This is a genomic window from Georgenia sp. EYE_87, from assembly GCF_023148685.1.
Lineage (GTDB): Bacteria > Actinomycetota > Actinomycetes > Actinomycetales > Actinomycetaceae > Georgenia.
Map to the genome: position 1 here is coordinate 1 of NZ_JAHXNL010000014.1, position 23,952 is coordinate 23,952.

Below are 23,952 nucleotides of genomic sequence, written 5' to 3' on the forward strand. Positions count from 1 at the left end.
TTGGCCGACAACTTACCACAACACTTTTACGTCAAAGAAAATTGTTACGCGTCCACTGTGCGGTTCCCGAGATACGCCCCAACCCCCCGACAAACACGGGGGCGGCCGAGGACATCTCCATAGAGTTACGGCGGTCATAGCGAGGGGGAAACGCCCGGTCCCATTCCGAACCCGGAAGCTAAGCCCCTCAGCGCCGATGGTACTGCACGGGAGACTGTGTGGGAGAGTAGGACACCGCCGAACACCCATTCCAAGGAGGCCGCAACTTCATAGTTGCGGCCTCCTTGCGTTGTGCGCAGATTCCTGCGGCAACTCAGTATTAGTTCCGAGCATAGACGAGGGAATTCATGTCGACTTCAGAAAACAACAGGAACGGCGCGAATCCTCCTCGTCGAAATGGATCTGGTTCAGCTCGCGGTGGGTCGGAGCAGCGTCGCTCCGGTACATCGCGCCCCGCAAAGGACCAGCCGGCTGCGGCAGCATTCCGTGAGCGTTCGCAGAAGCGCGGTGGACCGCGCGACGATCGCCGCGGAAGGGACGCCGGCGATCAGGGCGGTGCCCGCCGTGAGGGCGGTTATCAGGGTGGCCCGCGCGGTGAGGGAGAACGTCGCGAGGGTGGTTATCAGGGCGGTCCGCGTCGTGAGGGTGACCGTCGCGAGGGTGGTTATCAGGGCGGTCCGCGTCGTGAGGGTGACCGTCGCGAGGGTGGTTATCAGGGCGGTCCGCGTCGTGAGGGTGACCGTCGCGAGGGTGGTTACCAGGGTGGCGCGCGTCGTGAGGGCGGTTACCAGGGCGGTCCGCGTCGCGAGGGCGAGCGTCGCGAGGGTGGTTACCAGGGTGGCGCGCGCCGTGAGGGCGGTTACCAGGGCGGTCCGCGTCGCGAGGGCGACCGCCGTGAGGGCGGTTTCGATCGCGGCCCCCGTCGCGAAGGTGGTTACCAAGGCGGGCCCCGGCGCGAGGGTGACCGTCGCGAGGGTGGTTACCAGGGTGGCGCGCGCCGTGAGGGCGGTTACCAGGGCGGTCCGCGTCGCGAGGGCGACCGCCGTGAGGGCGGTTTCGATCGCGGCCCCCGTCGCGAAGGTGGTTACCAAGGCGGGCCCCGGCGCGAGGGTGACCGTCGCGAGGGTGGTTATCAGGGCGGTCCGCGTCGTGAGGGCGAGCGTCGCGAGGGTGGTTACCAGGGTGGCCCGCGTCGAGAGGGCGGTTACCAGGGCGGTCCGCGCCGCGAGGGCGGTTTCGACCGCGGCCCGCGCCGTGAGGGTGGTTATCAGGGTGGTCCGCGTCGTGAGGGCGAGCGTCGCGAGGGTGGTTATCAGGGTGGTCCGCGTCGTGAGGGCGACCGCCGTGAGGGTGGTTACCAGGGTGGCCCGCGTCGAGAGGGCGGTTACCAGGGCGGTCCGCGCCGTGAGGGCGGCTACCAGGGCGGTCCGCGCCGTGAGGGCGGCTACCAGGGTGGCGACCGGCGTGAGGGCGGTTTCGACCGCGGCCCCCGTCGTGAGGGTGGTTATCAGGGTGGTCCGCGCCGCGAAGGCGACCGCCGTGAGGGCGGTTTCGACCGCGGCCCCCGTCGTGACAGTGGCTACCAGGGCGGTCCGCGCCGTGAGGGCGACCTCCGCGAGAGTGGTTACCAGGGCGGTCCGCGCCGCGAGGGCGAGCGTCGCGAGGGCGGTTTCGACCGCGGCCCCCGTCGCGACAGTGGCTACCAGGGCGGTCCGCGCCGTGAGGGCGAGCGTCGCGAGGGCGGTTTCGACCGCGGCCCGCGCCGTGAGGGTGGTTACCAGGGCGGTCCGCGTCGCGAGGGCGGGTACGGTGCTGGGCCGCGACGTGACGGCGACCAGCGCGAGGCACGTCCCGACCGTTTCGAGCGTGTGCAGGAGCCGCACATCCCTGATGAGGTCGAGCCGCAGATGCTCGACCGTACGGCCCGCGCGCGCCTGCGGACGCTCAGCAAGAACAACGCCGATCTCGTCGCTCGTCACCTCGTGATGGCCGGTCGGCTCATCGACGCAGATCCCGCTACGGCGTACGAGCACGCTCAGGCGGCGATGCGACGGGCGGGTCGGGTGGACGTCGTCCGCGAGGCTCTGGCTGTCACCGCCTATGCGACCGGGAACTACGCCGAGGCGCTTCGCGAGCTGCGGACGGTTCGCCGTCTCTCGGGCATTGACGCGCACCGTCCCATGGAAGCCGACTGTGAGCGTGGGCTCGGCCGACCGGAGCGCGCCCTCGCGGTCGTCGCCGACTCGGATCCCGCGTCGTTGTCCGAGCACGACCGTGTCGAGCTGGCGATCGTGGCCAGCGGGGCACGTGCCGACCTCGGCGAGACGGAAGCTGGGCTGCACGTCCTCGAATCCTCGCTGGTCGGCAAGATCACCCGGCCCGAGCTGCAGCGGCGCCTCGACCTCGTGCGAGCCGAGCGACTCGAGGAGCTCGGTAGGACGGAGGAAGCTGGGGCTCTGAGGGAAGCGGCCGGGCCGGAGCCCGAGCCGGACGAGGAGATCGTCGTCCTGGACCTCGCGGACGACTTCCCGCAGGCGGAGCGCCCGGTCCAGCCTGAGAGCGCGCCGCACGAGGGGCACGATTCCCAGGCGGACACCGCGCAGGTCGCCGACGAGCGGCCACAGGACGGCGAGCCCACTGACGACACGCCCGACGAGAGCGGCGTGGGGTCGGCGAACGCGGACGACGGCGTGGCTGACGCGGACGACGGCGTGGCTGACGCTGGAGACGGCGAGGCGGAAGACGTCGAGACGGACGTCTCGACGGAGGCCGACACCCGGTCGCCCGAGCAGGCAGAGGCTGCCGAGGCGGAGGATGCGGTCACCGTCGCGGACTCTGGCGGCGCCGCCGAGGAGGCGGCAGGGACCGCCGGAGCCGAGGCGGCCGGCGACCTACCTGGGGACGTTCCTGACGCCACCACCGCGTCGGCCGACGAGGCTGACGTGCAGGAGCCGGACCCCTTCGAGCAGGCGGAGCTCGACCTCGACGTGAGCGACAAGGAGCGAGAGTGACGGCGGCGACCGAAGGGCTGCTGGAGAGCCGGCAGCCGCTGGCCAGCGTCTACGACGTGGCGCTGATGGACCTGGACGGCGTGTGCTACCGCGGTTCGGAGCCGGTCGACCACGCGGACGAGGGTGTGGCAGGCGCCCGGGCGCTCGGCCAGCGGATGATGTTCGTGACGAACAACGCCGCCCGAGAGCCGCAGACCGTCGCCGACCAGCTCACGAGCTTGGGCATCCCCACGCTGGCTGACGAGATCATGACGTCCTCGCAGGCGGCCGCGGCCATCCTCGCCGCCGAGCTGCCGCAGGGGTCCCTCGTGCTGCCGGTCGGGGGAGCGGGCCTGCGGGCCGCTCTTCTCGAGAGGGGGTTCCGCCTCGCCGAGAGCGCCGCGGAGCGGCCCGCCGCCGTCGTGCAGGGTTTCGCGCCCGACGTGGGGTGGCGCGAGCTGTCCGAGGCCGCCTTCGCCATCAGCGCCGGAGCGCGGTTCGTGGCCACGAACCTCGACGCGACGCTCCCGACGGAGCGAGGAATGGCGGTCGGCAACGGCTCCCTCGTCGCAGCCGTCACGAACGCCACGGGCGTCGTCCCGGTCTCTGCCGGCAAGCCGCAGCCAGAGATCTTCCGGCAGGCCACGGCCAAGGCGGGCGGGACTCGACCGCTCGCCGTCGGAGACCGGCTCAACACCGACCTCGCCGGGGCACGCGCGGCGGGCATCCCTGGGCTGCACGTCCTCACCGGGGTCAGTGACGCCCGGGACGTGGTCCTCGCGGCGCCCGAGGAGCGGCCCAGCTATCTCGCGGTCGACCTGCGCGGCCTGAACGAGCCGCACCCTGCGCCCTCCCTGGCCGCCGACGGCTGGTGGCGCTGCGGCTCGGCGGCCGCTCGCGTCGTCGGCCCCCGGCCCACCTTCGAGCTGCGGGTGGGAAGCAGGACCGTCGACCTGGACGTCGACGACGCACCGGTCGCCGTCTCGCTCGACAGCTGGCGGTGCCTGACGGCGGCCGCCTGGTCGGCGGTGGACGCCGGCACGGTACTCACAGGCGAGCAGGTGCCTGTGCTCGAGGTCGTCGCGCCGCGATAACCTTCCCTGAGCCAGGGCCACAGCGAGGCAGGAGGAGCGGATGGGCGAGACACCCGCCGGTCAGGAGACTGACCCGCTTGCTCAGCTTGATGACATCCAGGACGTCCCGCTGGCTGAGCAGGTCGCCGTCTTCGACGCCATCCACGCCCACCTGTCCTCGCGGCTGACGAGCGCCGAGAGCTGATGGCGCGTCTGGTCCGTATCGACGCCGAGCTGGTCCGCCGGGGGCTGGCCCGGTCGCGCCAGCACGCCGCGGAGCTCATCGCGGCCGGGCAGGTGCTGCTCGACGGCCAGGTCGTCACCAAGCCGGCGCGCCAGGTGAACCCTGCCCAGGCGGTCCGTGTGGACGCCCCGGCCGGGGACGAGTACGTCTCCCGCGGCGCCCACAAGCTCGCCGGCGCGCTCGACGCCCTGGGCGCCGACGCGCCGGTGGTCGCCGGCCGGCGCTGCCTCGACGCGGGAGCCTCCACCGGCGGGTTCACCGACGTGCTCCTGCGCCGGGGGGCCGCCCACGTGGTCGCCGTCGACGTCGGGTACGGCCAGCTGGCCTGGTCCCTGCAGTCGGACCCGCGGGTGACCGTCCTCGACCGCACCAACGTGCGCACGCTCACGCCGGAGCAGGTCGCGCCCGCGCCGGAGCTGGTGGTGGGCGACATGTCATTCATCTCGCTGACCCTCGTCCTGCCCGCGCTCGCCCGGGCCGCCGCGCCGGACGCCGACCTGCTGCTGATGGTCAAGCCGCAGTTCGAGGTCGGCAAGGAACGGCTCGGCCACGGCGGTGTCGTGCGGGACACCGACCAGCACGTCGAGTCCGTGCTCAAGATCGCCGCTGCGGCGGCGGAGCTGGGACTGGACACGTGGGCCGTGGTGCCCAGCCCGCTGCCGGGGCCCTCGGGGAACGTCGAGTACTTCGTCGCCCTGCGTCGCGCGCACCCCCGGGCGCTGCACGGCGAGGCACTGACCGCAGCGGCCGCACGCGCCGTGCGCACCGGCCCGGCCGGCGAACCGCAGACACCGCAGGAGGCACCATGACCCGCCGCATCCTCGTCGTGACGCACGAGGGCAGGCCCGAGGCCGTCCGCGCCGCGGACCGGGTCTGCGAGGGCCTGCAGCGCCGCGGCATCGACGTCGTGCGCGACGGCAGCGCCGAGGGGGCCGAGCTCGCCATGGTGCTCGGCGGCGACGGGACGATCCTGCGGGCGGCCGAGGTCGCCCGCGAGCACGACGTGCCCCTGCTGGGCATCAACCTCGGTCACGTCGGCTTCCTCGCCGAGGCCGAGCCCGAGGCTCTCCCGGACGTGATGGACCGCGCCGTGGCGAAGGACTACCACGTCGAGGAGCGCATGACGATCGACGTCGTCGCCACCGCCCCCGACGGCAGCCAGCAGCACGGGTGGGCGATCAACGAGGCCGCCGTCGAGAAGGGCGAGCGCGCCCGGATGGTGGAGGCGACCATCGGCGTCGACGGGCGCGGCCTGTCCAGCTTCGGCTGCGACGGCATCGTGCTCGCCACCCCCACCGGTTCGACCGCCTACGCGTTCTCCGGCGGCGGCCCGGTCGTCTGGCCGGACGTGGAGGCGCTGCTCGTGGTGCCCATCGCCGCCCACGCCCTCTTCGCACGGCCCATGGTGGTCGGCCCGCGCTCCGTGCTCGAGGTCGAGATCATGCCCTACGAGGACAAGAACGCCGTGGTGTGGTGCGACGGACGACGCCGGATGGAGGTTGCGGCGGGTACGCGCATCACCGTCTGCCGCGGCGCTCAGCCGGTGCGGCTCGCCCGTCTGACGGAGGTGCCGTTCTCCGGTCGGCTCGTCGCGAAGTTCAACCTTCCGGTGCAGGGGTGGCGGGGGGTGCGCACGCGGCCGTGATCGAACAGGTCAGGATCGAGAACCTCGGGGTCATCGCCGCCGCCGAGCTCGACCTCGCGCCCACCTTCACCGTCATCACCGGCGAGACCGGCGCGGGCAAGACGATGGTGCTCACCAGCCTCGCCCTGCTCCTCGGTGGCAAGGCGGACCCGGTGCTGGTGCGGCGCGGGGCCGACCGCGCCGTCGTCGAGGGCGCGTTCGCCGTCGACCCGGACGGGCCCGCCGCCGCCCGGGCGGAGGAGGCCGGCGCGGCGGTGGAGGACGGCGAGCTCATCGCCGCCCGCACGGTCCCCGCCGCCGGGCGCTCCCGCGCGCACCTGGGCGGGCGAACCGTCCCGACCGCTGTGCTCACCGAGATCGGTGAGCAGCTGGTCACCGTGCACGGGCAGTCCGAGCAGCTGCGCCTGCGCGCGCCCGCGCAGCAGCGGGCCGCCCTCGACGCCTTCGGCGGTGAGGAGCACGCCGCCCTGCTCGCCGCTTACCGGCAGGCGTGGGCCGGCGCCGTCGCCGCCCGGGAGGAGCTTGCCGCCTGGGAGGAGGCGGCCGGCGTGCGTGAGCAGGAGATCGCGCTGCTTCGCGCCGGCCTCGAGCAGATCGACGGGCTCGACCCGCAGCCAGGCGAGGACCATGCCCTGCGTGAGGAGGCCGGCCGCCTCGGCAACGTCGAGGGGCTGCGCGCCGCCGTGGGACGGGCCCACCAGGTGCTCCTCGGCGGTGACGACGCGGCCGCGCCGGACGCCGTCGACGCCACCACGCTGCTCGAGGACGCCCGGCGCAGCCTCGAGCAGGGGGCGGGGGACGACCCGGCCCTCGGCGGGTGGGCGGAGCGCCTCGCGGAGGCCTCGTACCTCGTCTCCGACGTGGGCACGGAGCTGGCGTCCTACCTCTCCGGCCTCGACGCCGACCCCGAGCGGCTCGCCTGGGTCCACGAGCGCCGCGCGGCGCTCACCGAGCTCACCCGCGTCCACGGTCCCGACGTCGACGGCGCACTCGCCTGGGCGGAGACCGCCCGGGAGCGGCTCGCCTACCTCGACGGCCCCGAGGACACCGCCGAGCGGCTGCGTGCACGGCTGGCCGGCGCGGAGGACGAGCTCGGCCGGGCCGCCGACGCCCTGACCGCCTCGCGGGGCGAGGTGGGGGAGCGCCTCGCCGCCGCCGTCGACGCGGAGCTGGCCGGGCTCGCCATGGCCGGGGCCCACCTCACCGCCCGTCTCACCCCGCTCGACGCGCCCGGCCCGTTCGGCGCGGAGACCGTCGAGCTGCTGCTCGCCGCCCATCCCGGAGCGCCGGCCCGCCCCCTCGGGCAGGGTGCCTCCGGCGGTGAGCTCTCCCGCGTGATGCTCGCCATCGAGGTCGCCCTCGCCGCGGCGCCCGGCGCCGAGCCGGAGTCGCGCACGTTCGTCTTCGACGAGGTCGACGCCGGCGTCGGAGGGAAGGCCGCGGTCGAGGTCGGGCGCCGCCTCGCCCGGCTGGCCCACGGGTCCCAGGTGGTGGTCGTCACACACCTCGCCCAGGTCGCCGCGTTCGCCGACCGTCACCTCGTGGTGAACAAGCACACACCCGGGTCGGACGGCGCCATCACGGCCACGGACGTGACCAGCGTCGAGGGCGAGGATCGCCTGCGAGAGCTCGCCCGGATGCTCTCCGGGCAGGAGGAGTCGGAGACCGCCCTCCGGCATGCCGCTGAGCTTCTGGAGCGGGCGACCGTGCAACGATGAGGCGGTGAGTGCTCTCTTCCGGCGTCGTCGTGATGCCGTCGTCAACGGCTTCGGGGCGACCGGGCCCGCTCGCGTCGACGCACGCACGAAGAACCTGACCAAGCGCCTCCAGCCGGGCGACGTCGCCGTCATCGACCACGAGGACATCGACCGGGTCTCCGCCGAGGCCCTCGTCTCGTGCCGGCCGGCCGCGGTGCTCAACGCCGCCCGATCGACCTCGGGCCGCTACCCCAACCTCGGCCCGGAGATCCTCCTCGAGGCAGGCATCCCGCTCATCGACGACCTGGGGCCGGCGGTGATGTCGCTGCGCGACGGCCAGCCGGTCATCGTCGAGGGTGCCGAGGTGCGCGTCGGGGACGCCCTGGTGGCCGAGGGCACCGTGCAGGACGCCGCCACGATCGAGGCGAACATGGCCGCCGCCCGCGAGGGGCTGTCCGCGCAGCTCGAGGCGTTCGCCGCGAACACCATGGACTACGTGCAGCGCGAGAAGGACGTCCTCCTCGACGGCATCGGCGCCCCGAAGCTGCGCACGAAGCTCGAGGGCCGCCACGTGCTCGTCGTGGTGCGCGGGTACCACTACAAGGAGGATCTCGCGATGCTGAGCTCCTACATCCGCGAGTACCGCCCGCTCCTCCTCGGCGTCGACGGCGGCGCGGACGCCATCGTGGAGGCCGGCTACAAGCCTGACCTGATCGTCGGAGACATGGACTCCGTCTCGGACCAGACCCTGCGCTCCGGCGCCGAGATCGTGGTGCACGCCTACCGCGACGGCAGGGCGCCCGGGCAGAAGCGGGTCGAGGACCTCGGCGTCGAGCACGTCGTCTTCCCCGCCACCGGCACCAGCGAGGACGTGGCGATGCTGATCGCCGACGACTCCGGCGCCGAGCTGATCGTCGCCGTCGGTACCCACAACACCCTGATCGAGTTCCTCGACAAGGGCCGCTCGGGCATGGCCTCGACCTTCCTGACCCGGCTTCGCGTGGGCAGCAAGCTCATCGACGCCAAGGGCGTCTCGCAGCTCTACCGGACCCGGATCTCCACGTGGCAGCTGGTGCTGCTCGCCCTGGCGGGCCTGCTCGCGCTGTTCGTCGCCCTGGCCGCGACGAACGTCGGGCAGACGATCTTCGGGCTCTCCGGTGCGTGGCTTGACGACCTCGTGAACTTCTTCCGGTCGCTGGTGGGGCTGGCCCCCTCGGCGCCGACGACCTGAGCAGCTGGAGAGAAGAGCCTTCATGATCGACTTCCGCTACCACCTGGTCTCCCTGATCGCGGTGTTCCTGGCGCTGTCCGTGGGCATCGTGCTGGGGGCCGGGCCGTTGCGCGACACCATCGGCGAGACCCTCACCGGTCAGGTGGAAGACCTGCGCGAGGACCGCGAGCGGCTCCGCGCCGAGCTCGAGACGGCGCAGACGGACGTCAACGAGCGCAACACCTACCTCGAGGAGTCGGCCCCCGTCCTCCTGGCGGACGCGCTGCGGGACCAGCGGGTCGCCGTCGTCACCGTCCCGGGCACGCAGGACGACGACGTGGAGGCGGTCCGTGAGCGGCTCACCCAGGCCGGCGCCCAGGTGGTGGGCCAGGTCGCCGTGACCGAGGCCTGGACCGACCCGGACACCCAGTCCTTCCGCCAGACCTTCGCCGGGCAGCTCGCGGGTTACCTCGACCCGGCGCCGGCCGACGACGCCTCCACCGAGACGGTCATGGGGCTCGCGCTCGGCACCGCGCTCACCGGCACCGACGGCGAGGCCTTCAGCGAGGACGCCGCCACGCTGATGGATCTCCTCACCTCCGCGGACGCCCCCCTCGTGGCCGTCGAGGGCGACCTGACCGACCCCGCCGACGCCACCGTGCTCGTGGGCCCCCACGCCGCCCAGACGCCCGAGGCCGACACCGACCCCGAGGCCGCCGAGGCCGCCGCCGAGGTGCTCGCCGCCCACGTCGACCTCGCCGAGGGGCTCGCCGGCTCCGGCCGCGGGTCCGTCACGGTCGGGGCCGCCGCCAGCGACCTCGACCTCGTCACGGCGGTGCGCGGCGACGACGCGGCAGCCGGGACGGTCACCACGGTGGACTCCGTCGGCGAGGTCACGGCGAACATCTCCGCCCCCCTCGCCCTCGCGGTCTCCATCGCCGGCAGCACCGACGCCTACGGCTTCCAGAACGGCGCCGAGCAGCCCGTCCCGCCCCGCGTGGAGCTGCCCGCCGAGGAGCCCGCGCCGGCGCCGAGCGCCCCGGACGGGCAGCCCACCGAGGAGCCGACGGACGCATGAGCCGGCTCGTCGAGCTCGCCCTCCCGGCGGTCCTGGGCGCGTCCGTCACGACCGTGGCGGCCGCAGCCCTCGAGAGCCGGCCACCCGGCGGGCGGCAACGGTGGGAGCGGACCAACTACGCCGGCCGGGCCGTCAGCCTGCTCGGCGGTGCCGCCGTCGGGGCGGGCGCGACGGTCGCGTCCCTCGCGACGACGGCGACCGCGCCGGGCGCCTCTCGCGCCGCCGTCGCCGGGGCGGTGGCCGCCGGCGCGGGCGCCGCGATGGGGCTGGTCGACGACCTGCGCGAGGACACCGCGGACCGGGCCAAGGGCCTGCGCGGCCACCTCGGGGCGCTCGCCCGCGGCCGCGTGACCACGGGCGCCATGAAGATCGCCGGCATCGGCGCGGGCGCGCTCGTCGCATCCATCCTGGTCACGCCGCGACGCGGCGCCCCCGCCGTCCGCGCCGCGGAGACGCTCGCCGGCGCCGCCCTGGTCGCCGCGACCGCCAACCTCCACAACCTCTTCGACCTGCGCCCCGGCCGCACCCTGAAGGTCGCGACGCTGCTGTCCGCGCCCCTCGCGCTGGCCGCGCCCGGCACGCCACGCGGCGCGCTGGCCGCCGGCGCCCTGGGCGTCGCCGGGGCCGCGATGGCGGACGACCTGCACGAGACCACCATGCTCGGCGACACCGGCGCGAACGCCCTCGGCGGGCTCGTCGGCGTGGCCCTCGCGGCGCACCCGTCCCGCGCGGTGCGCGGCAGCGCGCTGGCCGCCACGGTCGTGCTGACGCTGCTGAGCGAGCGGGTCAGCTTCTCCCGGGTCATCGAGACCACCGCCTCGCTGCGCCGCCTGGACGCGCTGGGCCGCCGGGCCCGCTGACGCGATGACCCCCCGCAGGCTGGCCGGCGGTGTCCTCGGCGCCGCCGGGCTGATCACCGTCCTGACGCTGCTCTCCCGGGCTGTCGGCTTCGTCCGGTGGCTGGTGCAGTCCTGGACGCTCGGCTCCTCCGCCACGGCGCAGGCCTACGAGACCGCCAACCGCATCCCCAACGTGCTGTTCGAGGTGGCCGCCGGCGGGGCCCTGGCCGGCGCCGTCGTCCCGCTGCTCGCCGTCCCGCTCGTCCGGCACCTGCGCGCGGAGGTCGACCGCACCGCTTCCGCGCTGCTCGGCTGGACGCTGACCGCGCTCGTCCCGCTCGCCGTGGTCGTCGCCCTTCTGGCCCGCCCCGTCGCCGGCCTCCTGCTGGGGGACGACGCCGGAGCCGGGACCGAGGACCTCACCGTCACCTTCCTGCGGATCTTCGCGATCCAGATCCCCCTCTACGGGATCGGGGTCGTCCTCTCCGGGGTGCTGCAGGCCCAGAAGCGGTTCTTCTGGCCCGCGTTCGCCCCGCTGCTGTCCTCGCTGGTCGTCATCACCACCTACGTCGCCTTCGGCGCGCTCTCGGTAGGGCGTCAGGACGATCCCGCCGCCCTGCCCGGCTCCGCCGTCGCCTGGCTCGCCTGGGGCACCACCGCCGGCGTCGCGGCGATGAGCCTGTGCCAGTTCGTCCCCGTGCTGCGCACCGGGGTGCGGCTGCGGCCGGCGCTGCGCTTCCCGCCGGGCGTGGGGCGGCGGGCCCGGCACCTGGCCGCGGCGGGGCTCGGCGCCCTGCTCGCCCAGCAGGTCAGCGTCCTCGTGGTGCTCTACCTGGCGAACACCCACGGCGAGACGGGCACGATCAACGTCTACGGGTACGCCCAGGCGGTCTACTTCCTCCCGTACGCGGTGCTGGCGGTGCCCCTGTCCACCGCCGTCTTCCCACGCCTGTCCGAGCGTGCGGGCGCGGGGGACCGCGCCGGCTTCGCCACGATGGCCGGCGGCTCCACGCGGCTGGTGGCGGCCGCCTCCCTGACCGGCCTGGCCCTGCTGGTGGCCGTCGCTCCCGCGGCGACGGCGGTGTTCTCGCTGCGGGACGACATGCCCGGGATGACGTCCGCGATCACGTGGTTCGCGCCGGGCCTGCTCGGGTACGCGCTGATCTTCCACGTCTCCCGCGCGCTGTACGCCGTGGACCGGGGACGCGCCGCCGTCGTGGCGACGGCCACCGGCTGGGTCGTCGTCTCCCTCGCCTCCTGGCTCCTCGTGCGGGTGCTCGTCCCCGGCGGCGACGACGGACCCGCCACCCTCGTCGCGCTGGCGGTGGGGTCGAGCCTCGGGATGACGGTGGCGGGCGCCCTGCTCCTGGCGGCGCTCCGCCGCGCCGCCGGGCCGGGGGTGCTCACCGGGCTGGGCCGCACGCTGCTCGTCGGCGCCGTCGGCGCCGCGGTCGGCGCCGTGGCCGGCCGCCTGGTCGTCGACGGCGTGCTCGGCGCGGCCGGCGAGGGGCTGGTCGGCGCGGTGCTCGCCGCCGTGGCCGGCGCCGTCGTCGCGGCGGCGGCCCCGGCGGGTGCGGTGCTGGCCCTCGACCGCGGCGCCCTGCGGGTGGGGCGCTGGGCCCGGAGCTCCTGAGGCGGCGATTCCCCGGGGCGCGCGGACCGCTGGGCGATACTGGGGGGCCGAGCGAGGAGAAGAGGACGAGCATGCGGGTGCTGCAGGTGACCGGGTCGAGCGCCGGCGGGGTGGGCCGGCACGCCCGCGAGATCAGCGCCCTGCTCGCGGCGGGGGAGCGGCCGCTCGGCGCCCTCCCGCGGCCGGGCGAGAGCTCGGACACCGTGGTGCTCGCCGGGCCCGCCGACGTCGTGGGGCCGCTCGCGGGTGAGCCGTTCCGCGGTGCGGACCGGGTGCGCACCGCCGTCGTCGACATCGCCGACCGGCCCCGCCCGCGGGACGCGGTCGCCGTCGCCCGTCTGCGGGAGCTCGCGTCCGGCGCCGACGTGGTCCACGCCCACGGGCTGCGCGCCGGAGCCCTGACGGTCATGGCCCTCGGAACGCTCCCGCGCCGCCCGAGGCTCGTGGTGACCCTGCACAACCTGCCGGTCGGGGGCCCCCGCGTGAAGGCCGTCGCGGCGGTGCTCGAGCGTGTCATCGCCCGCGGCGCGGACGTGGTGCTGGGCGTCAGCGGCGACCTCGTCGTCCGCATGCGACGGCGTGGTGCCCGCACGGTGGACCGGGCGCTGGTGCCCGCGCCGGTGCGCCTGCCCACCGACGCCGACCCCGCGGCGGTGCGCACGTCCCTGGGCCTGGCCGACGGCGAGCGGCTCGTCCTGACGGTCGCGCGCCTGGCCCCGCAGAAGGGCCTGGGCCTCCTGCTCGACGCCGCCGCCCTGGTGGACGGCCCCGACGGCGCGGGCCGGACCGGCCGCCACGCCGCGCCCTCGCCCGGCTGGCGGTGGGTGGTCGCCGGGGACGGACCGCTGCACGCGGAGCTGGCGGCCCGCGTCCGCGCCGAGAACCTCCCCGTCCTGCTCGTCGGGCGACGCGACGACGTCCCCGACCTGCTCGCCGCGGCGGACGTCGTCGTCTCCACGGCCACCTGGGAGGGGCAGCCGATCGCCGTCCAGGAGGCGCTGCGCGCCGGGGCCGCGATCGTGGCCACGGACGTCGGTGGCACCCGCGAGGTGACCGGGGAGGCCGCGATCCTGGTGCCCGGCGGCGACGCCGCGGCGCTGGCGGACGCCGTGCGGGCCGTCCTCGCCGACCCGGCGCGGCAGCAGGAGCTGCGCGAGCGGGCCGCGGTCCGGGCGGAGGAGCTGCCCCGCCCGGCGGACGTCCTCGCCCAGCTGCGGGCGGTGTACCAGGCGTAGCCCCGGCCGTCCGAGTGGGGGAGTCCACAGCGCGGCGCGCGGCGCAGGCGAGCGTGTCGCGGGGCCGGATGCTAGCGTTGAAGTCCGTGGTCAACCATTCGACCCGGCTCCCCGGGAACCAGGCCAGCATCCCCCGCCAGATCTTCGTGACGGGTGGGGTCGCCAGCTCGCTGGGGAAGGGACTGACGGCCTCCAGCCTCGGTCACCTGCTCCGCGCCCGAGGGCTGCGGGTGGTGATGCAGAAGCTCGATCCCTACATCAACGTCGACCCCGGGACGATGAACCCGTTCCAGCACGGCGAGGTCTTCGTCACCGACGACGGCACCGAGACCGACCTGGACATCGGCCACTACGAGCGCTTCCTCGACGTCGAGCTCTCCGGCAAGGCCAACGCCACGACCGGCCAGGTGTACTCGACCGTCATCGCCAAGGAGCGGCGCGGGGAGTACCTCGGCGACACCGTGCAGGTGATCCCGCACATCACCGACGAGATCAAGGCGCGTATGCGCGCCCAGGCGGAGCCCTCCGACGGCGAGGAGCCGCCGGACGTCATCATCACCGAGATCGGCGGCACCGTCGGGGACATCGAGTCGCTGCCGTTCCTCGAGGCCGCCCGCCAGGTGCGCCAGGACATCGGCCGCGACAACGTCTTCTTCCTGCACGTCTCCCTGGTGCCTTACCTCGCCGCGTCCGGCGAGCTGAAGACCAAGCCGACCCAGCACTCCGTGGCCGAGCTGCGCTCCATCGGCATCCAGCCCGACGCCGTCGTCTGCCGCTCGGACCGGGACCTCCCCGAGGGCGTCAAGGCGAAGATCGCGGCGATGTGCGACGTCGACCGCGAGGCCGTCGTCACCTGCCCGGACGCGCCGAGCATCTACGAGATCCCCGCCGTGCTGCACCGCGAGGGCCTCGACGCGTACGTGGTGCGTCGCCTGGGCATGAGCTTCCGCGACGTCGACTGGTCTGTGTGGGACCTGCTCCTCGAGCGGGTCCGCCACCCCAAGGACGAGGTCGAGATCGCCCTGGTCGGCAAGTACATCGACCTGCCGGACGCCTACCTCTCCGTCACCGAGGCCATGCGCGCCGGCGGCTTCCACCACCGGGCGCGGGTGAACCTGCGCTGGGTCGCCTCCGACACGTGCGACACCCCGGAGGGCGCCCGCAGGGCGCTCGAGGGCGTCGACGGCGTCCTCGTCCCCGGCGGGTTCGGCGTGCGCGGCATCGAGGGCAAGCTCGGCGCGCTGCGCCACGCGCGCGAGAACCAGATCCCCACGCTGGGCATCTGCCTCGGCCTGCAGTGCATGGTCATCGAGGCCGCCCGCAACCTGCTGGGCCTGCCCGACGCCAGCTCGACCGAGTTCGACCCGGGCACCCCGGACCCCGTCGTCGCGACGATGGAGGAGCAGCTCGCCATCGTCGGAGGCGAGGGCGACCTGGGCGGCACCATGCGCCTGGGCCGGTACGAGGCCGTCCTCGAGCCCGGCTCGCTCGCCGCCGAGGTCTACGGGGCCGAGCGGGTCACCGAGCGGCACCGGCACCGCTACGAGGTCAACAACAGCTACCGGGACGCCCTCGACGGCGTCGGCCTGAAGATCTCCGGCCGCTCGCCCGACTCCTCCCTCGTGGAGTTCGTGGAGCTGGACCGCTCGCAGCACCCGTACTACATCGCCACGCAGGCCCACCCGGAGTTCAAGTCCCGCCCGACCCGCGCCCACCCGCTCTTCGCCGGACTGGTCGGCGCGGCGCTCGAGCGCCAGCGCGCCACACGCCTGCTCGAGGTCGACGAGCCCGAGGTCGTCGGCCAGGAGCACGAGCGCGTCGCCCAGGAGCACGAGGCCGCCCTCGCGGGCGCCGCCGAGCGGGACGAGGCGTGACCCCGTCCGACGGGGGAGCCCTCGCCGACGCCAAGGACGAGGGCCGCGAGGTCGTCGGGCGCACCCGCCTGCACGCGGGCAAGGTCTTCGACCTGGTCGCCGACGAGGTCCGGCTCGACCCGGACGACGGCGAGCCGGTGGTGCGCGAGTACCTCGACCACCCCGGGGCCGTCGCCGTCGTCGCTCTGCGCGGCGAGCCTGGCGCCGAGGAGGTGCTGCTGATCCAGCAGTACCGCCACCCGGTGCGCGCGCTGCTCTGGGAGATCCCCGCCGGGCTCCTGGACGTCGACGGCGAGGACTACGTCACCGCCGCCGCCCGGGAGCTCCACGAGGAGGCGGACCTGCGCGCCGAGCGGTGGGACGTCCTGGTCGACTACTTCACGTCCCCGGGCGGCTCGGACGAGTCGCTGCGCGTGTACCTCGCCCGTGACCTCACCGAGGTCCACGAGGACGACCGGCACGCCCGGGAGGACGAGGAGCGGGACATGCCCACGCGCTGGGTGTCCCTGGACGAGGCGGTCGCCGCGGTCCACACAGGGGACCTGCACAACCCGAGCGCCGTCGTCGGCATCCTCGCCACGGCCAGCGCCCGCGCCCAGGGCTGGGCGGCGCTGCGGCCCGCCGACACGCCCTGGATGCGCTGAGCCCCGCCTCAACCCCGGCTGAGACCGCCGCGTCCCACGGGGGAGGTCAGGCGGCGGGCTCGCGCCGTGCGTACAGCGCGCTGCACGCGAACGTGACCGCCACGACCACCAGCGCGGCGCCGAGCATGTGCAGCCCCACGAGGACCTCGGGCAGGCCGTTGAAGTACTGGGTGTAGCCGATCAGCGCCTCGACGACGGTCACGGCGAGCAGCCCCCACCAGGCGCGGCGGGCGCCGGCCAGCGCGGCGTCGTCGCGCTGGCGGACGAGCAGCACCGCACCGGCCGCTATCACCGCGACGAACAGCCACACCGACGCCGAGTGGGCCCGCGTGACGAGCAGCGGGTCGAGGGCGTAGCGGAAGGCCTCGTCCTCGTCGCCGGAGTGCGGCCCGGTCCCGGTCACCACGGTGCCGAGGATGACCACGGCAGCCGCCGCCAGGGTCAGCACCCACGGCAGCGGCCGCCAGGACGACGGCGTCACCGCGGCCGCCGGGCCGTCCGCCGACCGCAGCCGCACCAGCAGGTAGGTCGAGACCGCGACCAGGGCCAGCGAGATGAGCATGTGGGAACCGACGATCGCCGGGTGCAGGTCGTACCAGACGGTGATGCCGCCGATGACGGCCTGCACGGCGATACCCGCGAGCGGCAGCCAGGCGAGGCGGCGCAGGGAGGCCGGCCGCGACGCCGTCGGCTCCCGGCGGTACACGGCCCAGAGCAGAGCGACGGCGACGACGCTCAGCACTCCCGTCAGGGTGCGGTTGCCGAACTCGATGTACGGGTGGATCGACGTCGCCTCGTGGAAGACGGGTGTGAAGGAGCCCGGCTCGCACAGTGGCCACTGAGAGCAGCCGAGGCCGGAGCCCGTCAGTCGCACGGCGCCGCCGGTGACGATGATGCCGATCTGCGCGACGAGGTTGGCGATCGCCAGCCCCCAGGTGAGGCGGTCGACCCTGGACCGGTCGACCGGTGCGGCGGGGTCGGCGGGCCGCCCGGTGCGGCGGGTGGGGTCGGTCGCGGTGCTCACCGCACCAGGGTACGTGGGCACCCACCGCGGGTCGGGCGTGGACGGGGTGGTCCGCGCCACCCTTCTCTCACTCCCAGCGGAAGGTGCGGGTCGCCACCCAGGCGGCCACCGCGGCCCACAGCGCCAGGACGACGGCGGCCCCGACATCGAACGCGCGGGCCGTCGCCAGCGTGCGCAGCCCCTCGCCGAGGGCGCCGGACGGCAGCAGCCGCACCACGGCGGCGAGCGGCGCGGGCAGCGAGTCCACCGGGACGAGCAGACCGCCGCCGGCGGCCATGAGCACCCACAGCAGGTTGGCGACGGCGAGCACCGCCTCCGGCCGGAGGGTTCCGCCCACGACCATCGCAAGGGCCACGAACGCCGCGGTGCCGAGCAGCATCAGCGCCGCCGCACCGAGAGAGGACCCGACGGTCAGGCCCTGCGCCCGCCAGCCCAGCAGCGCGGCGACGGCCACCAGGACCGCCGTCTGGACCACCACGACGCACAGCACCGCCCCCAGCCGCCCGGCGAGCAGCCCGCCCCGCCCGAGCGGGGTGGTGGCGAGCATCCGGAGCACGCCCCAGCGGCGGTCGAACGCGACCGCGATCGCCTGCGACGTGAAGGTCGAGGCGACGGCGAGGGCGAGCACGCCGGCGAGCGCGGGCGCCGTGCGCTCGTCCCCCGGCAGCGGGACGACGTCGGTGCGCACCAGGACCACCAGCGCGATGACCGGCAGGACGAACGTGAGCAGCAGCTGCTCGCCGTTGCGCAGGATCGCGGCGGTCTCGAACCGGGTCTGGGCCAGCACCCGGCGCAACGTGGCGCCGGAGCCGGGTGTGCCGGGGCCCGGAGCGCCGGGTGCCGTGGCGCCGGAGCCTGCCGTGGTCGCCGGGGTGGTCATCGCTGCTCCTCCTCGCCGCGCAGCTCGCGGCCGGTCAGGTCCAGGAACGTGTCCTCGAGGGTGCGCCGGTGCGGGACCACGCCGGCGTCCGCGTGCCCGGCGTCCGCCAGGGCGGTCGCGACGCGGGCGAGGGTGCCGGCGTCGACGGCGCCGCGCGCCGGCGTGCCGGAGGGGGCGGCCCCGGCCGTGCCGGCGCGGGTGGTGGACACAGCGACCCAGCCCTCCCCGGTGCGCACGCTCAGGTGGTCGTCCCCGGTCAGGGCGGCGGTCAGGGCGTCGGCCAGGACGCCGGGCGGGGTGCCCGGCGGGGGAGTGACCCGCACCTCCGGCGGTCCGGTGAGCTCGCCCGGGGTGCCCGCGGCGACCACCTGACCGGCGTCGATGATCACGACGTGGTCGGCGAGCTCCTCGGCCTCGGTCATCAGGTGCGTCGTCAGCACGAGCGAGGTGCCGCCGTCGCGAAGCTCGCGAAGCAGGTCCCACACCGCCAGGCGCGACTGGGGGTCCAGGCCGGCGGAGGGCTCGTCGAGGAAGACCAGCTCCGGCCGGCCGACCAGCGCGACGGCGAGCGCCAGCCGCTGCCGCTGGCCGCCGGAGAGCCGCCGGACCGGCGTCGCGGCGACGTCGGTCAGGCCGAGCCGTGCGAGGAGCCGGTCGGGGTCGAGCGGGCGGTCGTGCAGGCGGGCGACGTGCGCCAGCACCGTCCGGGCCCGCGGGGCGAGCGGCAGACCACCGTCCTGCAGCATCACGCCGACCCGCGCGCGCAGCGGCGCGTCGGCGGCGCGGGACGCCCGGTCGAGCCCGAGGACCTCGATGGAACCGCCGTCGGGGCGGCGCAGCCCCTCGCAGCACTCGACGGTCGTCGTCTTCCCCGCCCCGTTGGGCCCCAGGACCGCCGTGAGCTCCCCGCGTCCGGCGGTGAAGGTCAGTCCGCGGACCACCTCGCGCGAGCCGTACGTCTTGCGCAGGCCGGTCACGCGCAGCGCGGGAGCGGTCGGGGCGTCCGGGCGTGCGCCCGTGGGAGCGTCGAGCGGGAGTGGCACGCCGCCAAGCGTAGGCGGCGTGGTGGGGCGGGACGCCCACCCGGCCGGCGGGTGCGGAGCCTCACAGCCCTGGTGAGGCTGACCTTCCTTGCGGGGAACGATTTAAGGAAGGAGACTGTTACCTAAAGTGTCAGGGGTCAGCAGGCCCCGGTGGACCGCCGGTCGGCGGGACCGCGCAGCACGACCAGGGGAACGAGGGGAGGACCACGCCATGAGGACGGCCGAACGCCACGTCCCGGAGACCGAGGCCACCACGCGCGAGCGCGTCCTCGAGCTCGTCGTCGAGCAGGGCCCGGTGTCCGCCGCGACCCTGGCGCACGTCCTCGAGCTCACCCCCGCGGCCGTCCGCCGCCACATCGGCCACCTCGAGGAGGCCGGGCAGATCGTCGTGCACGAGCCGGGCGGGCCTGGCGTGCGCCGCCGGGGACGCCCCGCGCGGCACTACGTGGCCACCGACGCCGGCCGCGCCGTGCTCAGCGACGCCTACTCGGACCTGGCCACGCACGCGCTGGACTTCCTCGTGCAGGTGGCCGGCCCGGACGCCCTCGACGCCTTCGCCGAGGCCCGCGTGACCGAGCTCGAGCGCCGGTACCGCCCGCTGGTCGAGCAGGCGGGCAGGTCCCTCCCGGACCGCGTCCACGCCCTCGCCGGCGCGCTCACCGCCGACGGCTACGCGGCCACGACCCGCACCGTCGGCGCACAGGGCCTCGCCCTGCAGCTGTGCCAGGGGCACTGCCCCGTCCAGGACGTGGCTGAGGGCTTCCCGCAGCTGTGCGAGGCCGAGACGCAGGCCTTCTCCCGGCTGCTCGGCGTCCACGTGCAGCGGCTCGCGACCCTCGCGGCCGGCGGCCACGTGTGCACCACGCACGTCCCGCTCGCCGTCGCCCCCGCCCGGATCCCCGTGCGCACCGGCTCGCACGCCGCCGGCGCCGGCCCCCAGACCCCGTCCGACTCTTCCCAGACCACCACGTCGCCGGCCGGCGACGTCACGGAAGGAAACTGATGACAAGTCCCACCCAGCAGGAGGTCAAGGCGCCCGACGCGCCGATGACCCAGGACGAGACGATCGCCTCGATCGGCAACTACAACTACGGCTGGCACGACGCCGACGACGCCGGCGCCAACGCCCGTCGTGGTGTCGACGCCGACGTGGTGCGCAACATCTCGGCGCTGAAGAACGAGCCCGAGTGGATGCTCAAGCGTCGCCTCAAGGGCCTCAACCTCTTCGACAAGAAGCCCATGCCGAGCTGGGGCGCGGACCTGTCGGACATCGACTTCGACAACATCAAGTACTTCGTGCGCTCCACGGAGAAGCAGGCCACCAGCTGGGAGGACCTGCCGGACGACATCAAGAACACCTACGACCGCCTGGGCATCCCGGAGGCCGAGAAGCAGCGCCTCGTCGCGGGCGTCGCCGCCCAGTACGAGTCCGAGGTGGTCTACCACCAGATCCGCGAGGACCTCGAGGCGCAGGGCGTCATCTTCCTCGACACCGACTCCGGCCTGCGCGAGCACCCGGAGATCTTCGAGGAGTACTTCGGCTCCGTCATCCCGGCCGGTGACAACAAGTTCGCCTCGCTCAACACCGCCGTGTGGTCCGGCGGCTCGTTCGTGTACGTGCCCAAGGGCGTCCACGTGGAGATCCCGCTGCAGGCCTACTTCCGGATCAACACCGAGAACATGGGCCAGTTCGAGCGGACGCTGATCATCGCCGACGAGGGCTCCTACGTGCACTACGTCGAGGGCTGCACCGCCCCGATCTACCAGTCCGACTCGCTGCACTCGGCGGTCGTGGAGATCATCGTGAAGAAGGACGCCCGCGTCCGGTACACGACGATCCAGAACTGGTCGAACAACGTGTACAACCTCGTCACCAAGCGCGCCACGGTCGAGACCGGCGGCACGATGGAGTGGATCGACGGCAACATCGGCTCCAAGGTGACCATGAAGTACCCGGCGGTCTACCTCATGGGCGAGCACGCCCGCGGGGAGACGCTGTCCATCGCCTTCGCCGGCGAGGGCCAGCACCAGGACACCGGCTCGAAGATGGTCCACCTCGCGCCGAACACGTCCTCCTCGATCGTGTCCAAGTCCGTCGCCCGCGGCGGCGGCCGTGCGTCCTACCGCGGGCTGGTGCAGGTGCTCGAGGGCGCCACGCACTCCAAGTCCAACGTGCTGTGCGACGCGCTGCTCGTGGACCAGATCTCCCGCTCGGACACCTACCCGTACGTCGACGTCCGCGTCGACGACGTGGAGATGGGCCACGAGGCCACGGTCTCCAAGGTGAGCGAGGACCAGCTGTTCTACCTCATGTCCCGGGGCATGGCGGAGACGGAGGCCATGGCGATGATCGTCCGTGGCTTCGTCGAGCCCATCGCCCGTGAGCTGCCGATGGAGTACGCCCTCGAGCTCAACCGCCTGATCGAGCTGCAGATGGAAGGGGCCGTCGGCTGATGACCGCCGCCACCACACAGAACCTGACCACCGACCACTCCCGCGCCACCGCGGACGCCGCGCACAGCCACGGCGACAGCCACGGCGGCGGCACCGCGCCCGAGGGCTCGCGCGCCGACCGCGCGACGTCGTTCGCGCTGGCCGACTTCCCCGTGCCCACCGGGCGCGAGGAGGACTGGCGCTTCTCCCCGGTCGACCGCCTGCAGAAGATCTTCGCCGGCGAGCTCCACGGGACCGGCCCGGTCGTGACCGTCGAGGCCGACGACGACGTGCGCGTCGAGCGGGTGGGTCGCGACGACGACCGGCTCGGCAAGGTGGGGGCGCCCGGCGACCGCGCGGCGGCCGCCGCCTGGGAGTCGTTCGGCGAGGCCCTCGTCGTCACGGCGCCGAAGAACCACGTCGACGCCCGTCACACGATGATCTCGGTCAACGGTGACGCGGCCGCGGCGGAGGAGCCCTCCGCGCAGCACATCCTCCTCGTCGCCGAGCAGCACAGCGAGTCCCTCGTGGTCCTGGACCACCGGGGCGGCGCGCACCTCTCGCAGACCGTCGAGATCGACGTGCGCGACGGCGCCAGCCTGACCGTCGTCTCCGTCCAGGACTGGGCCGACGGCGCCGTGCACCTGTCCTCCCACCGCGCGAACGTGGGCCGCGACGCCCGCCTCAGGCACATCGTCGTCACGTTCGGCGGCGACGTCGTGAGGATCACCCCCGACGCGGCCTTCACCGCGCCGGGCGGGGACGTCGAGCTGCTCGGGCTCTACTTCACCGACGCCGGCCAGCACCAGGAGCACCGTCTCTTCGTGGACCACGCGGTGGAGAAGTGCAAGTCCCGTGCCACCTACAAGGGCGCGCTGCAGGGCGAGGGGGCGCACTCGGTGTGGGTCGGCGACGTGCTGATCCGCAAGGAGGCCGAGGGCACCGACACGTACGAGCTCAACCGCAACCTCGTGCTCACCGAGGGCGCCCGGGCGGACTCCGTGCCGAACCTGGAGATCGAGACCGGCGAGATCGAGGGTGCCGGGCACGCCTCGGCCACCGGCCGGTTCGACGACGAGCAGCTGTTCTACCTGCGCTCGCGCGGCATCCCCGAGGCCGACGCCCGCCGCCTGGTGGTCCGCGGCTTCTTCGCCGAGCTCATCAACCAGATCGGCGTCCCGCTGGTCCAGGACCGGCTGATGGCGGCCATCGAGGCCGAGCTCGACCGCACCATGGAGGCCGCTCGCTGATGACCGCCGAGCACGTCGCCGACGTCACGGACCTGGAGCCCGGGGAGGCCATGCGCCTCGAGCTGGACGGTCCGGACGGCTCGCCGCTGCCCGTCGCGCTGGTGCGCGACGAGGCGGGGGAGTTCCACGCCATCTCGGACATCTGCTCGCACGGGCAGGTGAACCTCTCCGACGGCGAGGTGGAGGGCTCGACCATCGAGTGCTGGCTGCACGGGTCGACCTTCGACCTGAGCACCGGCCGACCGCTCAGCCTGCCCGCCACCCAGCCCGTACCCGTCTACCTCGTGACGGTGGACGGCGAGCGCGTCCTGATCGACGTCGACGCCACAGCCGACGTCGTCGGCTGACCGCCGCCCCCGCCCCCCAGACCCCAGGAAGAGAAGAAACCCACAGATGTCCACCCTTGAGATCAAGAACCTGCACGTCTCGGTCGAGACGAACGACGGCCCGAAGCAGATCCTGCGCGGCGTCGACCTGACCATCCGCTCCGGCGAGATCCACGCGATCATGGGCCCGAACGGCTCCGGCAAGTCGACGCTGGCGTACTCCATCGCCGGGCACCCCAAGTACACCGTCACCGACGGCGAGGTGCTCCTCGACGGCGAGAACGTCCTGGACATGACCGTCGACGAGCGCGCCCGCGCCGGCGTCTTCCTCGCCATGCAGTACCCGGTCGAGGTCCCCGGCGTGACGGTGTCGAACTTCCTGCGCACGGCCAAGACCGCCATCACCGGTGAGGCCCCCGCCCTGCGCCAGTGGGTCGGCGACGTCAAGGACGCCATGACCAAGCTGCGCATGGACACCGACTTCGCCCAGCGCGACGTCAACCACGGCTTCTCCGGCGGCGAGAAGAAGCGGCACGAGATCCTCCAGATGGAGCTCCTGCAGCCGAAGTTCGCCGTGCTCGACGAGACCGACTCCGGCCTGGACGTCGACGCCCTGCGCGTCGTGTCCGAGGGCGTGAACCGGGTGCACGAGAACACCGGCCTCGGCGTCATGCTGATCACGCACTACACGCGGATCCTGAACTACATCAAGCCCGACTTCGTCCACGTCTTCGTCGAGGGCAAGGTCGCCGAGCAGGGCGGTCCCGAGCTCGCCGACCAGCTCGAGGCCGAGGGCTACGACAAGTACCTGACCACCACGGTCTGAGAGGCACC

At 74.1% G+C, this 23,952-nt stretch carries 22 protein-coding genes and 1 rRNA gene; 19 read left to right on the plus strand and 4 right to left on the minus strand.

What is annotated here, in order from left to right; genetic code table 11:
• The first annotated feature begins 126 nt into the window (after positions 1–126).
• Positions 127–243, plus strand: a 5S ribosomal RNA gene (gene rrf / locus KZX45_RS16490).
• Between the two features lie 164 nt (positions 244–407).
• Here the strand turns inward: rrf and KZX45_RS20095 are convergent.
• A complete protein-coding gene (locus tag KZX45_RS20095) occupies positions 408–1,883 on the minus strand; it encodes a hypothetical protein (RefSeq protein ID WP_282453828.1) in 1,476 nt (491 codons plus the stop codon).
• Positions 1,884–1,907: 24 nt separating this feature from the next.
• Here KZX45_RS20095 and KZX45_RS16500 point away from each other — a divergent pair, with 24 nt between their 5' ends.
• From KZX45_RS16500 to KZX45_RS16560, 13 genes are all read left to right on the plus strand, one after another.
• Complete coding sequence (locus KZX45_RS16500; RefSeq protein ID WP_248258929.1) at positions 1,908–3,011, plus strand: hypothetical protein; 1,104 nt, start codon at positions 1,908–1,910, stop codon at positions 3,009–3,011.
• Positions 3,008–4,084 (plus strand): HAD-IIA family hydrolase, encoded by a 1,077-nt coding sequence (locus KZX45_RS16505; protein ID WP_248258849.1) that lies wholly within the window; start codon positions 3,008–3,010, stop codon positions 4,082–4,084. Before KZX45_RS16500 ends, KZX45_RS16505 begins: the two co-directional genes overlap by 4 nt.
• Before the next feature lie 40 nt (positions 4,085–4,124).
• Positions 4,125–4,268 carry a hypothetical protein gene (locus tag KZX45_RS16510; RefSeq protein WP_248258850.1) on the plus strand — a complete coding sequence of 48 codons (144 nt, stop codon included), beginning with the start codon at positions 4,125–4,127 and terminating at the stop codon, positions 4,266–4,268.
• Positions 4,268–5,116: a TlyA family RNA methyltransferase gene (locus tag KZX45_RS16515; RefSeq protein ID WP_248258851.1), complete on the plus strand. Its 849-nt coding sequence runs from the start codon at positions 4,268–4,270 to the stop codon at positions 5,114–5,116. The genes KZX45_RS16510 and KZX45_RS16515 overlap by 1 nt, the downstream gene beginning before the upstream one ends.
• Positions 5,113–5,952 carry an NAD kinase gene (locus KZX45_RS16520; protein WP_248258852.1) on the plus strand — a complete coding sequence of 280 codons (840 nt, stop codon included), beginning with the start codon at positions 5,113–5,115 and terminating at the stop codon, positions 5,950–5,952. The genes KZX45_RS16515 and KZX45_RS16520 overlap by 4 nt, the downstream gene beginning before the upstream one ends.
• Positions 5,949–7,670 carry a DNA repair protein RecN gene (gene recN / locus KZX45_RS16525; RefSeq protein WP_248258853.1) on the plus strand — a complete coding sequence of 574 codons (1,722 nt, stop codon included), beginning with the start codon at positions 5,949–5,951 and terminating at the stop codon, positions 7,668–7,670. Before KZX45_RS16520 ends, recN begins: the two co-directional genes overlap by 4 nt.
• Positions 7,671–7,674: 4 nt before the next feature.
• A complete protein-coding gene (gene steA / locus KZX45_RS16530) occupies positions 7,675–8,880 on the plus strand; it encodes a putative cytokinetic ring protein SteA (protein WP_248258854.1) in 1,206 nt (401 codons plus the stop codon).
• Positions 8,881–8,902: 22 nt separating this feature from the next.
• A complete protein-coding gene (locus KZX45_RS16535; protein ID WP_248258855.1) occupies positions 8,903–9,937 on the plus strand; it encodes a copper transporter in 1,035 nt (344 codons plus the stop codon).
• On the plus strand, positions 9,934–10,797 hold the full coding sequence (locus tag KZX45_RS16540) for a hypothetical protein (RefSeq protein WP_248258856.1): 864 nt from the start codon (positions 9,934–9,936) through the stop codon (positions 10,795–10,797). The genes KZX45_RS16535 and KZX45_RS16540 overlap by 4 nt, the downstream gene beginning before the upstream one ends.
• Before the next feature lie 4 nt (positions 10,798–10,801).
• Positions 10,802–12,409, plus strand: coding sequence for a murein biosynthesis integral membrane protein MurJ (gene murJ, locus KZX45_RS16545; RefSeq protein WP_248258857.1), 1,608 nt, complete (start codon positions 10,802–10,804; stop codon positions 12,407–12,409).
• A 71-nt stretch (positions 12,410–12,480) separates the two neighbouring features.
• Positions 12,481–13,644: a glycosyltransferase family 4 protein gene (locus tag KZX45_RS16550; protein ID WP_248258858.1), complete on the plus strand. Its 1,164-nt coding sequence runs from the start codon at positions 12,481–12,483 to the stop codon at positions 13,642–13,644.
• Between the two features lie 68 nt (positions 13,645–13,712).
• On the plus strand, positions 13,713–15,518 hold the full coding sequence (locus KZX45_RS16555; RefSeq protein WP_374112605.1) for a CTP synthase: 1,806 nt from the start codon (positions 13,713–13,715) through the stop codon (positions 15,516–15,518).
• Positions 15,515–16,162 carry an NUDIX hydrolase gene (locus KZX45_RS16560; protein WP_248258859.1) on the plus strand — a complete coding sequence of 216 codons (648 nt, stop codon included), beginning with the start codon at positions 15,515–15,517 and terminating at the stop codon, positions 16,160–16,162. The genes KZX45_RS16555 and KZX45_RS16560 overlap by 4 nt, the downstream gene beginning before the upstream one ends.
• Positions 16,163–16,208: 46 nt before the next feature.
• On the opposite strand, the gene KZX45_RS16565 is transcribed toward KZX45_RS16560, so the two are convergent.
• The 3 genes from KZX45_RS16565 to KZX45_RS16575 form a co-directional block, all read right to left on the minus strand.
• Entirely contained in the window at positions 16,209–17,186 is a 978-nt protein-coding gene (locus KZX45_RS16565; RefSeq protein ID WP_248258860.1) for a COX15/CtaA family protein, read from the minus strand.
• Positions 17,187–17,253: 67 nt separating this feature from the next.
• Positions 17,254–18,066, minus strand: coding sequence for an ABC transporter permease (locus KZX45_RS16570; RefSeq protein WP_248258861.1), 813 nt, complete (start codon positions 18,064–18,066; stop codon positions 17,254–17,256).
• Positions 18,063–19,109 carry an ABC transporter ATP-binding protein gene (locus KZX45_RS16575; RefSeq protein WP_248258862.1) on the minus strand — a complete coding sequence of 349 codons (1,047 nt, stop codon included), beginning with the start codon at positions 19,107–19,109 and terminating at the stop codon, positions 18,063–18,065. The genes KZX45_RS16570 and KZX45_RS16575 overlap by 4 nt, the downstream gene beginning before the upstream one ends.
• Before the next feature lie 211 nt (positions 19,110–19,320).
• Between KZX45_RS16575 and KZX45_RS16580 the strand changes: the two genes are divergently transcribed.
• Genes KZX45_RS16580 through sufC form a run of 5 tightly spaced genes read left to right on the plus strand, consistent with a single transcriptional unit; the run spans position 19,321 to position 23,944 of the window.
• Entirely contained in the window at positions 19,321–20,112 is a 792-nt protein-coding gene (locus KZX45_RS16580; RefSeq protein ID WP_248258863.1) for a metalloregulator ArsR/SmtB family transcription factor, read from the plus strand.
• A gap of 44 nt (positions 20,113–20,156) precedes the next feature.
• Entirely contained in the window at positions 20,157–21,563 is a 1,407-nt protein-coding gene (gene sufB / locus KZX45_RS16585; RefSeq protein WP_374112607.1) for a Fe-S cluster assembly protein SufB, read from the plus strand.
• Positions 21,563–22,792, plus strand: a complete 1,230-nt coding sequence (sufD, locus tag KZX45_RS16590) for a Fe-S cluster assembly protein SufD (protein WP_248258865.1) — start codon at positions 21,563–21,565, stop codon at positions 22,790–22,792. The genes sufB and sufD overlap by 1 nt, the downstream gene beginning before the upstream one ends.
• Positions 22,792–23,139 carry a non-heme iron oxygenase ferredoxin subunit gene (locus KZX45_RS16595; protein ID WP_248258866.1) on the plus strand — a complete coding sequence of 116 codons (348 nt, stop codon included), beginning with the start codon at positions 22,792–22,794 and terminating at the stop codon, positions 23,137–23,139. The genes sufD and KZX45_RS16595 overlap by 1 nt, the downstream gene beginning before the upstream one ends.
• A 46-nt stretch (positions 23,140–23,185) precedes the next feature.
• Complete coding sequence (gene sufC, locus KZX45_RS16600; protein ID WP_248258867.1) at positions 23,186–23,944, plus strand: Fe-S cluster assembly ATPase SufC; 759 nt, start codon at positions 23,186–23,188, stop codon at positions 23,942–23,944.
• Positions 23,945–23,952: the final 8 nt, after the last annotated feature.

What these genes read in the sequence shown, in the direction of transcription:
- sufB (WP_374112607.1), top strand. Translation starts at nt 20,157, where the DNA reads ATGACCCAGGACGAGACGATCGCCTCGATCGGCAACTACAACTACGGC.
- KZX45_RS16555 (WP_374112605.1), top strand. Translation starts at nt 13,713, where the DNA reads ATGCTAGCGTTGAAGTCCGTGGTCAACCATTCGACCCGGCTCCCCGGG.
- KZX45_RS16550 (WP_248258858.1), top strand. Translation starts at nt 12,481, where the DNA reads ATGCGGGTGCTGCAGGTGACCGGGTCGAGCGCCGGCGGGGTGGGCCGG.
- sufD (WP_248258865.1), top strand. Translation starts at nt 21,563, where the DNA reads ATGACCGCCGCCACCACACAGAACCTGACCACCGACCACTCCCGCGCC.
- KZX45_RS16510 (WP_248258850.1), top strand. Translation starts at nt 4,125, where the DNA reads ATGGGCGAGACACCCGCCGGTCAGGAGACTGACCCGCTTGCTCAGCTT.
- murJ (WP_248258857.1), top strand. Translation starts at nt 10,802, where the DNA reads ATGACCCCCCGCAGGCTGGCCGGCGGTGTCCTCGGCGCCGCCGGGCTG.
- KZX45_RS16500 (WP_248258929.1), top strand. Translation starts at nt 1,908, where the DNA reads ATGCTCGACCGTACGGCCCGCGCGCGCCTGCGGACGCTCAGCAAGAAC.
- KZX45_RS16580 (WP_248258863.1), top strand. Translation starts at nt 19,321, where the DNA reads ATGAGGACGGCCGAACGCCACGTCCCGGAGACCGAGGCCACCACGCGC.
- KZX45_RS16540 (WP_248258856.1), top strand. Translation starts at nt 9,934, where the DNA reads ATGAGCCGGCTCGTCGAGCTCGCCCTCCCGGCGGTCCTGGGCGCGTCC.
- sufC (WP_248258867.1), top strand. Translation starts at nt 23,186, where the DNA reads ATGTCCACCCTTGAGATCAAGAACCTGCACGTCTCGGTCGAGACGAAC.
- KZX45_RS16570 (WP_248258861.1), bottom strand. Translation starts at nt 18,066, where the DNA reads ATGACCACCCCGGCGACCACGGCAGGCTCCGGCGCCACGGCACCCGGC.
- KZX45_RS16515 (WP_248258851.1), top strand. Translation starts at nt 4,268, where the DNA reads ATGGCGCGTCTGGTCCGTATCGACGCCGAGCTGGTCCGCCGGGGGCTG.
- KZX45_RS16595 (WP_248258866.1), top strand. Translation starts at nt 22,792, where the DNA reads ATGACCGCCGAGCACGTCGCCGACGTCACGGACCTGGAGCCCGGGGAG.
- KZX45_RS16520 (WP_248258852.1), top strand. Translation starts at nt 5,113, where the DNA reads ATGACCCGCCGCATCCTCGTCGTGACGCACGAGGGCAGGCCCGAGGCC.
- KZX45_RS16535 (WP_248258855.1), top strand. Translation starts at nt 8,903, where the DNA reads ATGATCGACTTCCGCTACCACCTGGTCTCCCTGATCGCGGTGTTCCTG.